This is a genomic window from Nocardioides carbamazepini (genome assembly GCF_024614185.1).
Classification (GTDB): domain Bacteria; phylum Actinomycetota; class Actinomycetes; order Propionibacteriales; family Nocardioidaceae; genus Nocardioides; species Nocardioides carbamazepini.
Genome location: NZ_JAHTLF010000018.1, coordinates 826,332 through 841,241 on the forward strand (window position 1 = coordinate 826,332; position 14,910 = coordinate 841,241).

General features: G+C 70.7%; 15 protein-coding genes and 1 tRNA gene. 11 read left to right on the forward strand and 5 right to left on the reverse strand.

The features are described from left to right. Nucleotides 1–53 precede the first annotated feature (53 nt). Genes KVF89_RS22745 through KVF89_RS22755 form a run of 3 tightly spaced genes read right to left on the reverse strand, consistent with a single transcriptional unit; the run spans nt 54 to nt 1,299 of the window. Nucleotides 54–779 carry a hypothetical protein gene (locus tag KVF89_RS22745; RefSeq protein WP_257428839.1) on the reverse strand — a complete coding sequence of 242 codons (726 nt, stop codon included), beginning with the start codon at nt 777–779 and terminating at the stop codon, nt 54–56. Then, nucleotides 776–1,027, reverse strand: a complete 252-nt coding sequence (locus KVF89_RS22750) for a hypothetical protein (protein ID WP_257428840.1) — start codon at nt 1,025–1,027, stop codon at nt 776–778. Before KVF89_RS22750 ends, KVF89_RS22745 begins: the two co-directional genes overlap by 4 nt. After that, nucleotides 1,027–1,299, reverse strand: a complete 273-nt coding sequence (locus KVF89_RS22755; protein ID WP_257428841.1) for a helix-turn-helix domain-containing protein — start codon at nt 1,297–1,299, stop codon at nt 1,027–1,029. Before KVF89_RS22755 ends, KVF89_RS22750 begins: the two co-directional genes overlap by 1 nt. Nucleotides 1,300–1,474: 175 nt before the next feature. Between KVF89_RS22755 and KVF89_RS22760 the strand changes: the two genes are divergently transcribed. The 4 genes from KVF89_RS22760 to KVF89_RS22775 all read left to right on the forward strand — a co-directional run bounded on the left by KVF89_RS22760 (nt 1,475) and on the right by KVF89_RS22775 (nt 3,722). Beyond that, entirely contained in the window at nt 1,475–2,038 is a 564-nt protein-coding gene (locus KVF89_RS22760) for a hypothetical protein (protein WP_257428842.1), read from the forward strand. After that, the gene (locus KVF89_RS22765) at nt 1,944–2,438 is read left to right on the forward strand and encodes a hypothetical protein (protein ID WP_257428843.1); all 495 of its coding nucleotides are present in this window, start codon (nt 1,944–1,946) and stop codon (nt 2,436–2,438) included. Before KVF89_RS22760 ends, KVF89_RS22765 begins: the two co-directional genes overlap by 95 nt. 288 nt (nt 2,439–2,726) lie before the next feature. Continuing rightward, nucleotides 2,727–3,044 (forward strand): hypothetical protein, encoded by a 318-nt coding sequence (locus KVF89_RS22770; RefSeq protein ID WP_257428844.1) that lies wholly within the window; start codon nt 2,727–2,729, stop codon nt 3,042–3,044. 3 nt (nt 3,045–3,047) lie between these two features. Continuing rightward, complete coding sequence (locus KVF89_RS22775; RefSeq protein WP_257428845.1) at nt 3,048–3,722, forward strand: RES family NAD+ phosphorylase; 675 nt, start codon at nt 3,048–3,050, stop codon at nt 3,720–3,722. A gap of 31 nt (nt 3,723–3,753) precedes the next feature. Here the strand turns inward: KVF89_RS22775 and KVF89_RS22780 are convergent, their stop codons facing one another. Further along, nucleotides 3,754–5,169, reverse strand: a complete 1,416-nt coding sequence (locus KVF89_RS22780; RefSeq protein ID WP_257428846.1) for a tyrosine-type recombinase/integrase — start codon at nt 5,167–5,169, stop codon at nt 3,754–3,756. A gap of 137 nt (nt 5,170–5,306) precedes the next feature. Continuing rightward, a tRNA-Leu gene (locus KVF89_RS22785) sits at nt 5,307–5,390 on the reverse strand. A gap of 191 nt (nt 5,391–5,581) precedes the next feature. On the opposite strand from KVF89_RS22785, the gene KVF89_RS22790 reads away from it, so the two are divergent. The 7 genes from KVF89_RS22790 to pknB are packed head-to-tail and all read left to right on the forward strand — an operon-like array spanning nt 5,582 to nt 14,760. Further along, nucleotides 5,582–6,322 carry an FHA domain-containing protein gene (locus KVF89_RS22790; protein ID WP_257428847.1) on the forward strand — a complete coding sequence of 247 codons (741 nt, stop codon included), beginning with the start codon at nt 5,582–5,584 and terminating at the stop codon, nt 6,320–6,322. Continuing rightward, on the forward strand, nt 6,315–6,779 hold the full coding sequence (locus KVF89_RS22795; RefSeq protein WP_257428848.1) for an FHA domain-containing protein FhaB/FipA: 465 nt from the start codon (nt 6,315–6,317) through the stop codon (nt 6,777–6,779). Before KVF89_RS22790 ends, KVF89_RS22795 begins: the two co-directional genes overlap by 8 nt. Further along, the gene (locus KVF89_RS22800; RefSeq protein ID WP_257428849.1) at nt 6,780–8,294 is read left to right on the forward strand and encodes a PP2C family protein-serine/threonine phosphatase; all 1,515 of its coding nucleotides are present in this window, start codon (nt 6,780–6,782) and stop codon (nt 8,292–8,294) included. 17 nt (nt 8,295–8,311) lie between these two features. After that, on the forward strand, nt 8,312–9,706 hold the full coding sequence (locus KVF89_RS22805; protein WP_257428850.1) for an FtsW/RodA/SpoVE family cell cycle protein: 1,395 nt from the start codon (nt 8,312–8,314) through the stop codon (nt 9,704–9,706). 8 nt (nt 9,707–9,714) lie between these two features. Beyond that, nucleotides 9,715–11,256 (forward strand): peptidoglycan D,D-transpeptidase FtsI family protein, encoded by a 1,542-nt coding sequence (locus tag KVF89_RS22810; protein WP_257428851.1) that lies wholly within the window; start codon nt 9,715–9,717, stop codon nt 11,254–11,256. 7 nt (nt 11,257–11,263) lie between these two features. After that, nucleotides 11,264–12,847 (forward strand): serine/threonine-protein kinase, encoded by a 1,584-nt coding sequence (locus KVF89_RS22815; RefSeq protein ID WP_257428852.1) that lies wholly within the window; start codon nt 11,264–11,266, stop codon nt 12,845–12,847. Beyond that, a complete protein-coding gene (gene pknB, locus KVF89_RS22820) occupies nt 12,844–14,760 on the forward strand; it encodes a Stk1 family PASTA domain-containing Ser/Thr kinase (RefSeq protein WP_257428853.1) in 1,917 nt (638 codons plus the stop codon). The genes KVF89_RS22815 and pknB overlap by 4 nt, the downstream gene beginning before the upstream one ends. The last annotated feature ends 150 nt before the right edge of the window (nt 14,761–14,910 follow it).

Genomic DNA, 14,910 nt, shown 5'->3' on the forward strand with positions numbered 1-14,910 from the left:
GCTTCCAGGCGTTCGGGTCGGGGACGCCGCTGCTTGTTCAGGGGTGTCTGGGATCAGGCGCCGAGGAGCTCCCGGTCGCGGGGCGTGATGTAGCCGCCGGAGCGGGCGCGTTCCTGGGCGTTCTCGACCGCGATCGCCTTGCGGCGCTGCCGCTCGGTGAGGCGGCGGTTGAACATCTCGGTGTCCCGCACGGCCTGAACCGCGGCGCGTTCGTCGTCGGTCATCGCCGCCACGGTCAGGTGCCGCCGGCGGACGTTTACGGCGTCGTACGCCGCGACCAGCTCCTCCTCGGCGGGCGTCCGGTACTTGGCCGGCCTGGCCGGCTTGGGGCCGTGGACCTGGCTCAGGACGGTCGAGAGCTGATGGGTCTCCTCGACAGTCCGGGCCCACGCCGTCGCGAGACCGAAGTCGACGACGGTGAGGTCGCTGTACGCCGCCACCCAGTCGTCCCGGGTCACCAGTGCTCCCGACCCGCCCCCCAGACGGGCCGGGAGCACGGCGACACACGTCCGGCAGAACCGGCGGTTCCTGCCCGCCAGGTCGCCGGCCGGGGTGACCGTGGCGTGACCGACGAGCCGGTCACGGGTCTCGGGGGTGACCAGCACCCGGAGCCGTCGGGTACGGACGCCGCACACCGGCCGGGCAGCCGCGGGCACAGCGCGCCCGGAGCGGGTCAGCGCGCCGGAGTAGACGTGCACGACCCCACGGGGGCGGCCGACCAACATCGCGCCGCCAGCGACCGCGGCGAGGATCCGGAGAGCGGGAGCCGGGGCGCTCACGCCGACCGCCTGCGCTTCCGTCGCCGCTGGACCGGCTCGGGCGGGGCCGGCCGCATCGCGAGCTGGAGGCGCGCGCGGTCGGCTGCGGTGAACCGCCAGCCCGCGCGACCCTTGAGGTTCATCCCGATGTTGTTCGCCTTGGCGACGTCGGCGACCTTGCGCGGGCTGCACCGGAACCGGGCGGCGGTCTGGTAGATCGTCTCGACCTCGTCGATCTCGCCCGTCACAGCTGCGGAGTTGTCGGCCATCACGCCACCCGTGTCCGTGGCTCGTAGTTGGTGACCAGCGCGCCGGTCCTCAGGCCGTACGCCACCTCGAGAGCCGCGAGGACGCGGGCCGAGGGGCCGCGGAGGCCGTTCTCGATCGCGGACAGCGCTCCTCGGGTCAGCGGCTTGTCGAGGACCTCGGATGCGGCGACGCAGACCTCGTCGAGGGTCTTGCCGCTCACGAACCGCAGGTCAGCCAAGGCGACGTGGGGAGGTGTCCGCCGGTCTCGCTGCTGCTGGTAGGTCGTTGCCATGCAGAGGAACGTACAAGGTGCGGCAAACTTTCGCTACAACTTCGCTACATCTGCTGCAAACTTCTTCTGACCTGCGGAACTACACAGCTGTGACTAGAAACCGCCCGTGACTTGCATGTTTGTGGTTTGCCAAGATGGGCCAAGGTTTGCCAAAGATTTTTGGGAGCGTTGCCTCATGCCCAGTACCCCCGCGCAGTACGACTTCCGCTTCTTCTGTGACGTCTTCAAGCGCTGGCGCCACCAGAGCGGCGACTCCCAGGACGTGGTTGCTCGGCGGGGAGGGCCGTCGAAGCCGATCATCAAGGCGATCGAGGACGGCACCTGGACGAGCGTCCGGCCAAAGAGCACCCTCGACAAGGTCGACAAGGGCTTCCAGTGGCCCGCAGGGACTGCGTGGAAGGTCCTCACACTGCAACTTGATCCGACCGCGACAGAAGGATTCGTCGGAGGTTCGGTGCAGGCTCACCAGCAGTACGTCAGTTCGTCGGTCAGTGAGCAGGTCGAGGGTGGGAAACAGGATGCCGAGGTGTTGCGGGCGATCACGTCCATGTCCGCCGCCCTCGACCAGCTGGTTACCGGACAACGTCACCTTGCAGAGCGAGTGGACGTCGGCCAGCAGAGTCTCGTCGAACGCGTGGACGCGGTTGCAGCTGGCAGCGACGCCCGGTTCGCAGCTCTGGAGGCTGGCCTCCGAGAACTGTCCGAGCGGGTGGAGCAGCTCGAGGAGCCTGGTCCCTAGCCCCTGGATCGCGCTCGCGGCCCGCGCCGACCTCATCCTGGTCCGTGACCGTATCGCCGAGGCGGCCCGCTACTACCACCACGACCGGGCGGTCGTCGTACGCACCGGCCTGGATCTCGACGAGGAGCGATGGCACCTCTGGCACGAGCTCGTGCATGCCGACGACGGCGACGAGGCCGGACACACCGACATCCGCCGGGAGCGCTGGGTCGACCGTGAGGCAGCACGTCGGGCGATGCCCATCACCACTCTGATCTGGGCGTTCGGCCTGGCCGAGAACTGGCACACCGCCGCAGCGCTCCTGAAGCTACCCGAGGCGCGCGTCCGGTGGTACGTCGGCAGCGCCTTGGAGCCCGACGCACGGGACCTCGTGCGCCGGGCCAGCGCCCGTGCGAGCTAGCTGGGGACCGTGGTTTGGTCAGGCCTCATGGTGGGCAACGGAACCACCTAGCACGTGACGAACAGCAAATTCACGTGAAATGCACGAGATTCGCGTGTAGGTTTGCACGTGATGTACCCACACCCTGTCGCATCGGCGCCCCACCCACCACCGCAACATCTCTCGGAAGAGCAGCAAGAGCAAGGACAAAATCTGGCGTCGGTCGACCTATTTGGAAGGACCTTTGATGTGACTCGCACCGCATCGACAGGCCAGGCAAGGACTACGGCTCACCGGCAGTCCATCATCGTGAGTCAGACGGACCTCGTCGAGGCCCTCACCACCAAGTTGGGCGCCAAGCTTGTCGCGTTCATCGTGACTAGAAACGTCTCAACCATCTCCCGCTGGAAGAGCGGCCAAGACGCAGGAGAGGCGGCTCTCCTGCCACTCAGGATTACGTACCAGGTCATCCAGATGCTCGAAGGACAGGAAGCGGACTCGACGATCCGCGCCTGGTTCATGGGCAGCAATCCGCAACTGGACGACCTCTCCCCCGCGGAGGCACTACGTGACGGACTGAACCGGGAGACGCTGGCCGCAGCCCGCGCCTTCCTCGCAGGAGGCTGACCTATGCCGGCAGAGCCCGCTACCGCCACACCGCCCGACACGGTCCTGAGGATCGCTCGTCGGGGCGGGCTCTGTCGGTTCTCCACCATCAATCCCGTAGACGCGGCACTACCGAGGGCCGGCAACCGGTTCGACGTGGTCGGCGGCGGCGTGCTCTACGCCGGCACGTCGCCGGATGCCTGCTACGCCGAGACGCTCTCCCGGTTCCGCCCGACGCCCGTCATCCGTGAGTTGCTGAAAGAGAACGACCCGGGCTTCATGGTCGTGGGCGGGGTCCCTCAAGATTGGCGGCTGCAGCGGGTCATGGGGGAACTGGCGCTGGTCGACCCCCTCCCCTTCCTCGACGTTGAACACCCCACCACACACGCCCACCTCAGCGATGTTCTCGCGCCAGAGTTGGTCGCCCTCGGCTACAAGGCTGGCATCGACATCAGCGACGTCTGCAACCAGGACCGACGCCTGAGCCGTGCCATCGCCGACTACGCCTTCACTGCCACGGAGCCCGACGGCACGTCCACGTACTCGGGAATCCGGTACATGAGCCGGATTTCGTCACAATGGGAGTGCTGGGCCATCTTCGAAGGCACCCAGGTCGAGATCAAAGACGAGCGCGGCCTCCAGCTCAACGATGCGGCGCTGGAGTCGGTCGCGAACATGTGGGACCTTCGCATCTTCTGATGGGTCGCACAGCGGCTGCGCGCCGAGTGCGCTAGGCAGCACCTGCCGCGGGGATCGCCAGCGGGCCGAGGTCGACGCCACGCTTCTCGGCCTCGACCGTCAGCGCTGCGGCGAGCTGCCGCAGCACCTCGTCTGGGAGCGACTCGACCCGGGAGAGCCAGATGCCACTCCCCTGCTGTCTCGCGAACGCCAGCGAGGCGGCCTCGGCCGCGAGCAGCTGGGCGTCGGGCAGCAGGTGGGAGTAGGTGTCGACGGTCGTCTGGATGGACTCGTGGCCGAGGCGCGCCTGGACGACGTGGATCGGCGTGCCGTTGGCGAGCAGCCAGGAGGCGTGAGTGTGGCGGACGTCGTGGATCCGTGGCGTCTGGACGAGGGTGCCGGCGCACCCGCACGGGGGCGGCACGACGTCGTGGACCTTGCAGCGATGCGGCTCGCCGGTTCCGCAGCGGCAGGCCGGGTCGGTGTGCTTTGAGCAGTGCTGGGCCCGCCAGATCGCCGGGCGCCAGTTCTTCGACCAGAACGTTCGGTGCGCGATCATCCCGCCCCGCGGCGCCGTGAACACGAGGTCGCTGGCGGCCTTGCCGTCGAGGAGGGGGCGGAGATCTTCGACGACCTCGGCCGGGAGCGCGATGGTCCGCTTGCCCTTCTTGGTCTTCGGTGGGCCGATCACACGGTTGCCGTCGCTGGACCATTTCAGGGCCCGGCGGATCTTCACTGTGCGGGCGCCGAGGTCGAGGTCTCGGCGACGCAGGACGACGGCCTCGCCCCACCGGCAGCCGGTGCCGGCGAGGAACCGGAGGAACGGCTGGTAGTGGACCGCGATGCTGTCGTAGAGGACGTCCCACTCCTCGTGGGTCAAGCAGACCATCTCGCCGTCGTCCTCGTCGTCCTCAGCGTCGACGGCCACACGGCGACCCTCGGGCAGCCGGACGCCCTTGGCCGGGTTGCGGGTGAGGTGGCCGAGCTCGATGCAGCGGTCGACGACGCCGGCGAGCAGACCACGCTGGTTCTCGAGGCTCTTCGTGGAGTACTGCTCGCCGGTGGCGCCCTTGCCAGCGGCGAGGTCGTTCACGGCCTGGCGTACGACGTCAGCGGAGAGCTGGTCGGCGCGGGTCTGGCCGATCAGGTGGCCGAAGGACCGCTTCCAGAGTCGCTCGTAGCCGAGCCTGGTGCCGTCCTCGATGCCGGTGAGGAGGCGGATGTGGTCGGCGGCGATCTCGTCGAGGGTGGGTACGACGACGACCTCCTCGCCGTCGTACAGCTTGTCGAGCGCGGCCTGCGGGCCGATGGCGGAGACCCAGTTCGAGAATCGCTCGGCCTCACGCTCGGTGGGGAAGCTCTCGGAGGTCTGCTTCGGCTTGCCGGTCTTCAGGTTGGTACCGAGGTAGAACCGGACCTGCCAGGAGGTCTTCCCGCCCTTGAGTGTGCGCTTCCTGGGTGTCGGCATCGTGCTGTCCCTTCCTGCTCACGGGATGGTGTCGCAGGGGTCCGACGGATCCAGATGTGGACACGTGTGGACACGGGCCGAAATGGCTTCGGCCCCTGATCTGCGTTTCCGCTGATCAGGGGCCGAATCCTTCACTGTGCGCGAGGGGGGAGTTGAACCCCCACGTCCTTTCGGACACACGGACCTGAACCGTGCGCGTCTGCCTATTCCGCCACTCGCGCGTGAAGCCCGCCAAGGTTATCCCAGCCCTCGGCGCTCGCCCAAAACGGGGGGTGCGGCGGTGAGCCGCCTCGCCGGGAGGCAGGCGAGCGGGGAGCGAAGGTCCCGGGTGGGGCAGGGCGCCACCGATACGATCGTGGGGATCGTCGGGCAGGGGTCCGGCCAGTGAGGCATGCGGAAGGAGGGCAGCGACGTGGGAGGACTGCAGCGGTTCGAGCAGCGCCTCGAGCAGGCGATCTCCGGCGTGTTCGCGCGCACCTTCCGCAGTGCCGTCCAGCCGGTGGAGGTCGCGGCCGCGCTGCAGCGCGAGCTCGACAACCAGGCGCAGGTGCTGTCCCGGCAGCGGCGGCTGGTGCCCAACAGCTTCGTGGTCGAGCTGTCCGACGGCGACCTGGAGCGGCTGGCGCCGTACGACACGGCGCTGGCGACCGAGCTGACCACCCAGCTGACCGAGCACGCGGAGCTGCAGTCGTACGTCTTCCCCGGCCCGATCCGGATCGTGTTCGAGTCGGCGGACGACCTGGGGACCGGTCGGTTCCGGGTCCGCAGCCACGCCGAGGCGGAGGTGACCGGGCAGAGCCGGCGCGGCAGCAGCCAGCGCACGCGGGCGGTGCTCGAGGTCAACGGCACCGAGCACCCGCTGCAGGCGCCCGGGCTGGTCGTGGGCCGCGGCAGCGAGGCCGACCTGCGGATCAACGACCCCGGAGTGAGCCGGCGGCACGCCGAGTTCCTCATCACCACCCAGCCCGGTACGACGGGAGCGGGTCCCGTCCACGTCGAGGTGCACGACATGGGATCGACCAACGGCATCCGTGTCGACGGGCAGAAGGTCGCGCGGGCGGCTCTGCGCGACGGCTCCCGGGTGCAGATCGGCCACACGTCCCTCGTCCTCCGACTGCTCCAGGAGACAAGTCAGGTGGTGGGGGATGTCTGAGCTGACCCTGTTCCTCGTCCGGATCGCCTATCTCGCGATCCTGTGGATCTTCGTGCTCTCCGCGATCTCGGTGATCCGCTCCGACATGTTCGGCGCCCGCGTACCGGCACCGGCCGCCCCCGGCAAGCAGCCGCGCGCACCGAAGCCGTCGAGTCCCCGTCGCGGCCAGCCCACCCGGGTCGAGGTGGTCCAGGGCGTCAACACCGGCATCGTGGCCGACCTCTCGCAGGCGCCGGTCCTCATCGGCCGGGGCAACGACGCCGCCATCCGTCTCGACGACGACTACGTCTCCACGAGGCACGCGCGGATCGTCGAGTCCGGCGGGCAGTGGTACGTCGAGGACCTCGGCTCCACCAACGGCACCTACCTCGGCAGCCAGCGGCTCACCCAGCCGGTGCCGGTCGGCCTCGGCTCGCAGATCCGCGTCGGGAAGACGATCGTGGAGCTGAGGAAGTAGATGACCGACGCCCCCAGCACGCCACCGCCGCCGCCCGACCCGATCGACCCACAGATCGATCCGCCGATCGACCCGCAGGCCGAGCCCCCGCCCGACCCCCAGCCCGACACGGTCGACGTGCGCCTGCGGGCACCACAGCTGCGGCTCGACGGGTACGCCGTCTCCGACGTGGGCCGGGTGCGCAAGGACAACCAGGACTCCGGCTACTCCGGCCCCTGGCTGCTCGCCGTGTGCGACGGCGTGGGCGGCGCGGCGCGCGGCGACATCGCCTCCGGTACGGCGATCAGCGAGCTCCGCCGGCTCGACGAGCCGCCGGGCCCGACGGACGTGATCGACCGGGTCAACGACGGCCTCCACCAGGCGCACGTGTCGATCGGGACCCAGGTCGACCACGACCCCGCTCTCAACGGCACCAGTACGACGGCCACGGTCGCGCTGTTCGACGGGCAGCGGCTGGCGGTGGGCCATGTCGGCGACTCGCGGGCCTACCTCCTGCGCGACGGCGAGCTGTCGCAGCTGACCAACGACCACACCTTCGTGCAGAGCCTGATCGACGAGGGCCGGATCACCGCGGCCGAGGCGCGGGTCCACCCGCACCGCAACCTGATCCTCAAGGCGCTCGACGGCCTGCACGACGTCGAGCCGGACCTGTTCGCCCTGGAGCTGGCCCCCGGCGACCGGCTGTTCCTGTGCAGCGACGGCGCGTGCGGCGTACTCGAGGACGACCGGATCACCACGCTGCTGGTCGACGGCACGCCGGAGTTCACCTCGATCGAGCTGGTCCGGGCGAGCCTCGACGCCGGCAGCTCCGACAACGTGACCTGCGTGGTCGCCGATGTCGTCGACGTCGGCGAGCCGGCCGGGCGCACGCCGGCCGACCCGATGGTCGTGGGCGCGGCGGCCGACCTGAGCCGGCGCCGGACCCGCCACCTGTTCCGCGCGCACCGCTCGGGCGACACGGGCGAGCTCGAGCCGGTCACCGCCGAGATCCCGGCGGGCGTCGGCCACGCCATCCCCGAGGACCCGATCCTCGATCCCGAGGCGCTGCGCTACGCCCCCCAGCCACCGCCGCGCTTCGCCTGGGCCCGCCGCCTGCTGGCGGCCGCGATCGTGCTCGGCATCGCCTGGATCGCGGTCGGCACGGGGTACTGGTGGAGCCAGCAGAAGTACTACGTCGGCGAGCAGGACGGCTTCGTGGTCATCTACCGCGGCGTCGACGTACCCGGTCTCTCCCACGTCTACGAGGTCTCCGACCTCGCGGTCGCGGACCTCCAGGAGTCCACCCAGGAGGAGGTGCGCGACGGCGCGATGATCTACAGCACCGTCGAGCGGGCCCGCGACGCGATCACCCGGATCGGCGCCAACGGCCGCCAGTCCGAGGACGACACGACGCCCACCACGCCGACGGACCCGACCACCGCACCCACCACCGAGCCCACCACCGACGACTCCGCCTCGCCGTTCGCCCCGTCGACGGCCCCCACCCCGACCGTGACCGCCCCGAGCGGCACCTGAGGGGCGGACGACCAGCCATGGCCACCAACTCCGCGCTGATGGGATTCGTGCACCGCCGCCGGCGGGGCGCGGAGCTCTTCCTGCTCGTCCTCGCCCTGATCGTCGGCATCGGCGCCTACGCCGCCGTCGGCCTGGGCGTCGACGGCGAGGTGCCCACGAACCTGATCGGGTACGGCGGCTGGCTGACCCTCCTCGTCGTCGCGGCCCACGTCGCGGTCCGCATCGTCGCGCCGTACGCCGACCCGGTGCTGCTGCCGGTCGTGGCTGCTCTCAACGGCCTGGGCCTGGCGATCATCCACCGGATCGACCTGGCCAAGGACACCGGCCTGGCCAGCCAGCAGCTGACCTGGATGACGCTGGGCGTCGTGCTCTTCGTCGGGACGCTGATCGTGCTGCCCGACCACCGGCTGCTCGCCCGGTTCACCTACACCTCGGGACTGACGGCGATCGCGCTGCTGATCCTGCCGATGATCCCGGGCCTCGGGACGCAGATCAACGGCGCCCGGATCTGGATCTCGCTCGGCCCGTTCAGCTTCCAGCCCGGCGAGATCGCGAAGATGCTGCTCGTCATCACCTTCGCCGGCTATCTCGTCGTGCACCGTGACGCGCTGGCCCTGGCCGGCCGGCGGGTGGTGTTCGTCGACCTGCCGCGCGGCCGCGACCTCGGGCCGATCCTGATGATGTGGGTCGTCAGCCTCGGCATCCTGGTGCTGCAGCGTGACCTCGGCTCAAGCCTGCTGTTCTTCGGCCTCTTCCTGGTCATGCTCTACGTCGCGACCGAGCGCCCGGGCTGGCTGGTCGTCGGCGCCCTGCTGTTCTTCGGCGGCGCGGCGGTCGCGTTCCGGATCTTCAGTCACGTGCAGAGTCGCGTGGACATCTGGCTCGACCCGTTCGCCGACGCCGACAGCAGCGGCTACCAGCTGGTCCAGGCGCTCTACGGCTTCGCCTGGGGCGGCCTGGTCGGCCGCGGTCTGGGCGAGGGCATGCCCCAGCGGGTGCCGTACGTCGAGTCCGACTTCATCCTCGCCGCGATCGGCGAGGAGCTCGGCCTGACCGCCGTGATGGCGGTGCTGCTGCTCTACGGCCTGGTCGTCGAGCGGGCGCTGCGCGCGGCGCTGATCTCCCGCGACGGCTTCGGCAAGCTGGTCGCGACCGGCCTCGCCGCGGTCTTCGCGCTCCAGGTCTTCGTCGTCATCGGCGGGGTCACCCGGCTGATCCCGCTCACCGGCCTCACCACACCGTTCCTCTCCTACGGTGGCTCCTCCCTCGTCGCGAACTGGGTGATCATCGCCATCTTGCTGCGCATCTCCGACCAGGCCCGGCGACCGTTGCCCGACCTCGCGGCCGACGACGCCGCGGATCCCGACGACCAGGCCACCCAGGTCGTCAAGGTCATGCCGGAGTGGCGGTGAGCTGAGCGATGAACAAGCCGATCCGCGCCGTCTCGATCTTCTGCATGTTCCTGTTCCTCGCCCTGATGGCGAACGTGACCTACGTGCAGTTCTGGAAGTCCGACGACTACAACACCGACCCGCGCAACGCCCGCGTCGCGGAGGCGTCCTACAGCCGCGAGCGCGGCCAGATCCTGGTCGGCGACAAGCCGGTCGCGGAGAGCAAGAAGTCCGACGACCGCTACAAGTACCTCCGCGTCTACCCGGAGTCCGGCGCCCGGATGTTCGCGCCGATCACCGGCTACCTCCAGCTCGGCAGCCAGACCGGCATCGAGCGCAGCCAGAACGCCGTGCTCACCGGTGAGGACCCGCAGCTGTTCGTCACCCGGCTCGTCGACCTGCTCAAGGGCGACACCGCCCAGGGCGGCAATGTCGTGCTCACCGTGGACCCCGACGCGCAGAAGGCCGCGTTCGAGGGCCTGCGCGACACCCTCGGCCCCCAGGGCGAGGGCTCGGTCGTGGCCATCCAGCCGAAGACCGGCCGGATCCTCGCGATGGCGTCCTATCCGTCGTACGACCCCAACGAGCTGGCCACCCACGACTCCGCGGCGGCGTCCGAGGCCTACCAGGCACTCGACGCCGACGAGCGGGAGCCGCTGCTCAACCGGGCGCTGCGGACCCGGCTGTTCCCCGGCTCGACCTTCAAGCTGGTGACGGCGGCAGCGGCCATCGAGTCCGGGAAGTACCACTCGGGCGACGACGTCCCCGCCGGCGCGAGCTACCAGCCGCCCGGCACGTCCCACCAGATCGGCAACGACGGGCGCGGCCAGTGCAGCCCCGCGAAGGTCACCTTCGCGACGGCGATGGAGTGGTCGTGCAACACGACCTTCGCGCGCCTCGCGGTCGACGTCGGCCCGGAGAAGATGCGCGAGCAGGCCGAGGCGTTCGGCTTCAACAGCACCTCCCTGCTCGACCTGCAGGGCCAGGTCCAGTCGGTCTACCCGACCGGCGTCGACGTCCCCGAGGACCAAGACGACGGAGGCGGCGGCACCCGCGAGCTCAGCCTCGCCGAGACGGCGCAGACCGGCATCGGCCAGAACACCGTCCAGTCGACGCCGCTGCAGATGGCGATGGTCACCGCCGCGATCGCCAACCAGGGCAAGCTGATGCGGCCCTATCTCGTCGACAAGGTGCAGACGGCCGGGTTCAACGTGCTGCGCACGACCGAGCCGGAGGTTCTCAACGAGAGCGCCGTGTCGGCCGAGACCGCCGGCGAGCTCACCGAGCTGCTCGTCTCCACCGTCACCGACGGCACCGCCTCGCCCGCCGCGATCCCCGGCGTGAGCGTGGCCGGCAAGACCGGCACCGCGCAGCGCGGCGACACCGTGTGCAACGCGGGCGGCAAGCCGCCGTACGCCTGGTTCGTCTCGTTCGCGCCCGCCCAGGACGCCGAGGTGGCGGTGGCAGTCATGATCGAAGAGGCGCCCGACCGGGCGTGCAGCGAGATCGCGGGCGGCCAGCTCGGTGGTCCGATCGCGAAGGCAGTGATGGAAGCGGTGCTGAAGAAGTGATGCCGAAGTGACCGAGCAGAGCAGGTACGCCGACCGGGCCGGTCGCTATCGCCTCGACTCCATGATCGCCACCGGCGGCATGGGGGTGGTGTGGCGCGGGACCGACACCCGGCTGAACCGGCCCGTCGCGGTCAAGGTCCTCAAGCCCGAGTACGCCGACGACCCGATGTTCCGCAGCCGCTTCGAGGGCGAGGCGCGCAGCGCCGCCGCCCTGCACCACCCCGGGATCGCCGGTGTCTACGACTACGGCGCCGGCCACGACGACGCCGGTGACCTGCCGCCCTACCTGGTGATGGAGCTGGTCGACGGCCAGCCACTGTCCACCCTCCTCTCCAACGCCCGCGTCAGCGGGCGCACCCTCGACACCGGCGTCGTGCAGGACCTGATGGCCCAGGCCGCCGACGCCCTGGCCGTCGCGCACCGGGCCGGCATCGTGCACCGCGACGTCAAGCCCGCCAACCTGCTCGTCACCTCCGACCGCACGGTCAAGATCACCGACTTCGGCATCGCCCGGGCGCTCGACTCGGTCGCGCTCACCCGCACCGGCTCGGTGATGGGCACGCCGCAGTACCTCAGCCCAGAGCAGGCCCGCGGCAACCCGTCGACCCCCGCCTCCGACGTCTACTCCCTGGGCGTCGTCGCCTTCGAGTGCCTGGCCGGGCGCCGCCCGTTCGAGGCCGAGACGCCGATCGCGACCGCGCTCGCCCACCTCCAGCAGCCGGTGCCGCAGCTGCCGCCGAGCGTCCCCGGGCCGCTGGCCGCGGTGGTCCGGCGCGCGCTCGCGAAGGACCCCGCCGAGCGGTACGCCGACGGCGCCGCCTTCGCCGAGGCGCTGCGCTCGCCCGAGGTCGCCGCGGCCACCGCCGCGGACGAGCCGGACGGTGCCGACGACGGCCAGACCCGGGTGCTGACCGGCGTGGTGCCGCCCGTGCCGGTCCCCACGCCCGGCCCGGCCACCTCCAGCACCGCGGCCGCCGAGCCGATGCGGCGCCTGGACAGCCCCTCGGCGTACGCCGGCGACGGCCGCCGTGACGGCGGCGACAACGGGGACGACGGGGACGACGGGCGCACCTCGCCCTGGCCGATCGCGATCGCCGTCCTCCTGGTCGTCGCGATCGCCGTGGTCGCGGCGATCCTGCTGCTCGGCGGCGACGGCGACGACGACCCGGTCGAGACCGGGACCACCCGGTCGACACCGACGACCGAGACCACCACGGAGTCCACGGAGGACACCGAGCCGACCACCGAGCCAGAGACGGAGCCCACCACGGAGGCGCCGGAGACGGTCGAGGTCGACCAGGAGCAGTACACCTGCTTCAGCAACTACCGCGACGCCGTCGCCGACCTGAAGGCGGACGGCCTCAAGGTCACCTGGGAGCAGGACCCTCGGCCCAACAACGACGGCTGCGACGAGGAGACCGTGTCGAAGTTCTCCCGCAACGGCACGCTCAACGTCGGCGACGCGATCGTCGTCTACTTCTGGGGCCCCGAGCCCGAGGAGCCGACCACCGAGCCGACCGAGCCGACGACACCGACCGACCCGATCACCCTGCCCACCGCTCCCACCGACCTCACCGGGGGTGCCCAGTGACCACTCCTCCACACGATCCCGGCGCGACCCGCCCCGTCGTGGGCGGGCGCTACGAGCTCGCCGAGCTCCTCGGCCGCGGCGGCATGGCCGAGGTCCGCAAGGGCACCGACACCCGGCTCGGCCGGGTCGTCGCGGTCAAGCGGCTGCGCAGCGACCTGGCCAGCGACACCACCTTCCAGGCCCGCTTCCGCCGCGAGGCCCAGTCGTCCGCGTCGCTCAACCACCCGGCGATCGTCGCCGTCTACGACACCGGCGAGGAGCGCACCACCCATCTCGACGGCAGCACCGAGGTCGTCCCCTACATCGTGATGGAGTACGTCGCCGGGCAGACCCTGCGCGACATCCTGCGCCAGGGCCGCAAGATCCTGCCCGAGCGGGCCCTGGAGATCACCAGCGGCGTGCTGTCGGCACTCGACTACAGCCACCGCGCCGGGATCATCCACCGCGACATCAAGCCCGGCAACGTCATGCTCACGCCGTCGGGCGACGTGAAGGTGATGGACTTCGGCATCGCCCGCGCGATGAGCGACGCCCAGTCGTCGATGACCCAGACCGCGGCCGTGGTCGGCACCGCCCAGTACCTCTCCCCGGAGCAGGCCCGCGGCGAGACCGTCGACTCCCGCTCCGACGTCTACTCCGCCGGCTGCCTGCTCTACGAGCTGCTCACCGGCAGGCCGCCGTTCGTCGGCGACTCCCCCGTGGCGGTCGCCTACCAGCACGTCCGCGAGCCCGCCGTACCCCCGTCGCGGCACGAGGACGACCTCACGCCCGAGGTCGACGCCATCGTGATGAAGGCGCTGGCCAAGCGGGTCGAGGACCGCTACCAGTCGGCCGCGCAGATGCGCGCGGACATCGAGCGCTACCTCGCCGGGCGGCCGGTCCAGGCCGTGCTGCCCGTGACCAGCGAGACGTCCGTGGTCACCCCACGCCCGCCGGCGCCGGCCGAGCACGCCGACCACGCCGGGACCGCCGTACGCCCGCCGCTGCCGCCGAGTCGCGACGACGGCCGGCGCAGCCGGGTCGGGCTGTGGGTGGTGCTCGGCCTGCTCATCGCGGCGATCATCGCGACGGCCTACATCGTGTGGCCCCGGCTCTTCGACAACACGCCAGCCCCGGTGCGGGTGCCCAGCGTGATCCGGATGAGCGAGGACGACGCCCGCAACGCGATCGGCGACGCCGGCCTCGAGGTCGGCACCGTCAGCGTGCGCAACGACGACGAGATCCCCGCCGGCGAGGTCGTCGACCAGGATCCCGACGGGGACGACTACGTGTCCCCGGAGTCGAAGGTCAACCTGGTCGTCTCGCTCGGCCCGGGCCAGTTCTCCCTGCCGTCGGTCGTCGAGCTCAAGCGCAAGGAGGCGATCGACACCCTGGTCGGGGCCGGGATCACCCGGCGCAGCATCACCGAGCGGGAGTGCGACACCGACGACGAGAAGGGCACCGTCGTCGAGCAGAACCCGCCCGGCAACACCATGGTCGACAAGGAAGCCACGGTCGAGCTGTGCGTGTCCGACGGCCCCGAGACCGTCCCGAGCGTGGTCGGCATGAAGCAGGCCGACGCGGAGCGGGCGATCAAGGAGGCCGGGTTCGTGCCCGTGGTCCGCAACGCACCGGCGGACGACGCCAGCCAGAAGAAGGGCCGGGTCACCGAGCAGATCCCTGCCGAGGGCACCCTCGCCGCGGGCTCGAACGTCGTCATCTTCGTCTCGGTCTACGAGCCGGCACCGCCGCCCACCGACACCGACGGCGACGGGCTGCCTGACGACGACGAGGCCGCCCGGGGCACCGACCCGACCAACCCCGACACCGACGGCGACGGGGTCAGCGACGGCCAGGAGGTCGCCAACGGCACCGACCCGCTCAACCCGCTGGGGAGGGTCCGTCCGAGCTCGTCGAGCAGCCCGGTTCGTTGAGTCGTCACATCTGACCCGTTGAGTCGGCGGATCTGACCGGTCGAGTCGTCACTTCGGGATCCAGTTGCCACCGGCGATGGACGGAAGTGACGGTTCAACGGGTCAGATGTGACGAGTCAACCCCAACAGCTCACTCCGGTGACGGGCGAC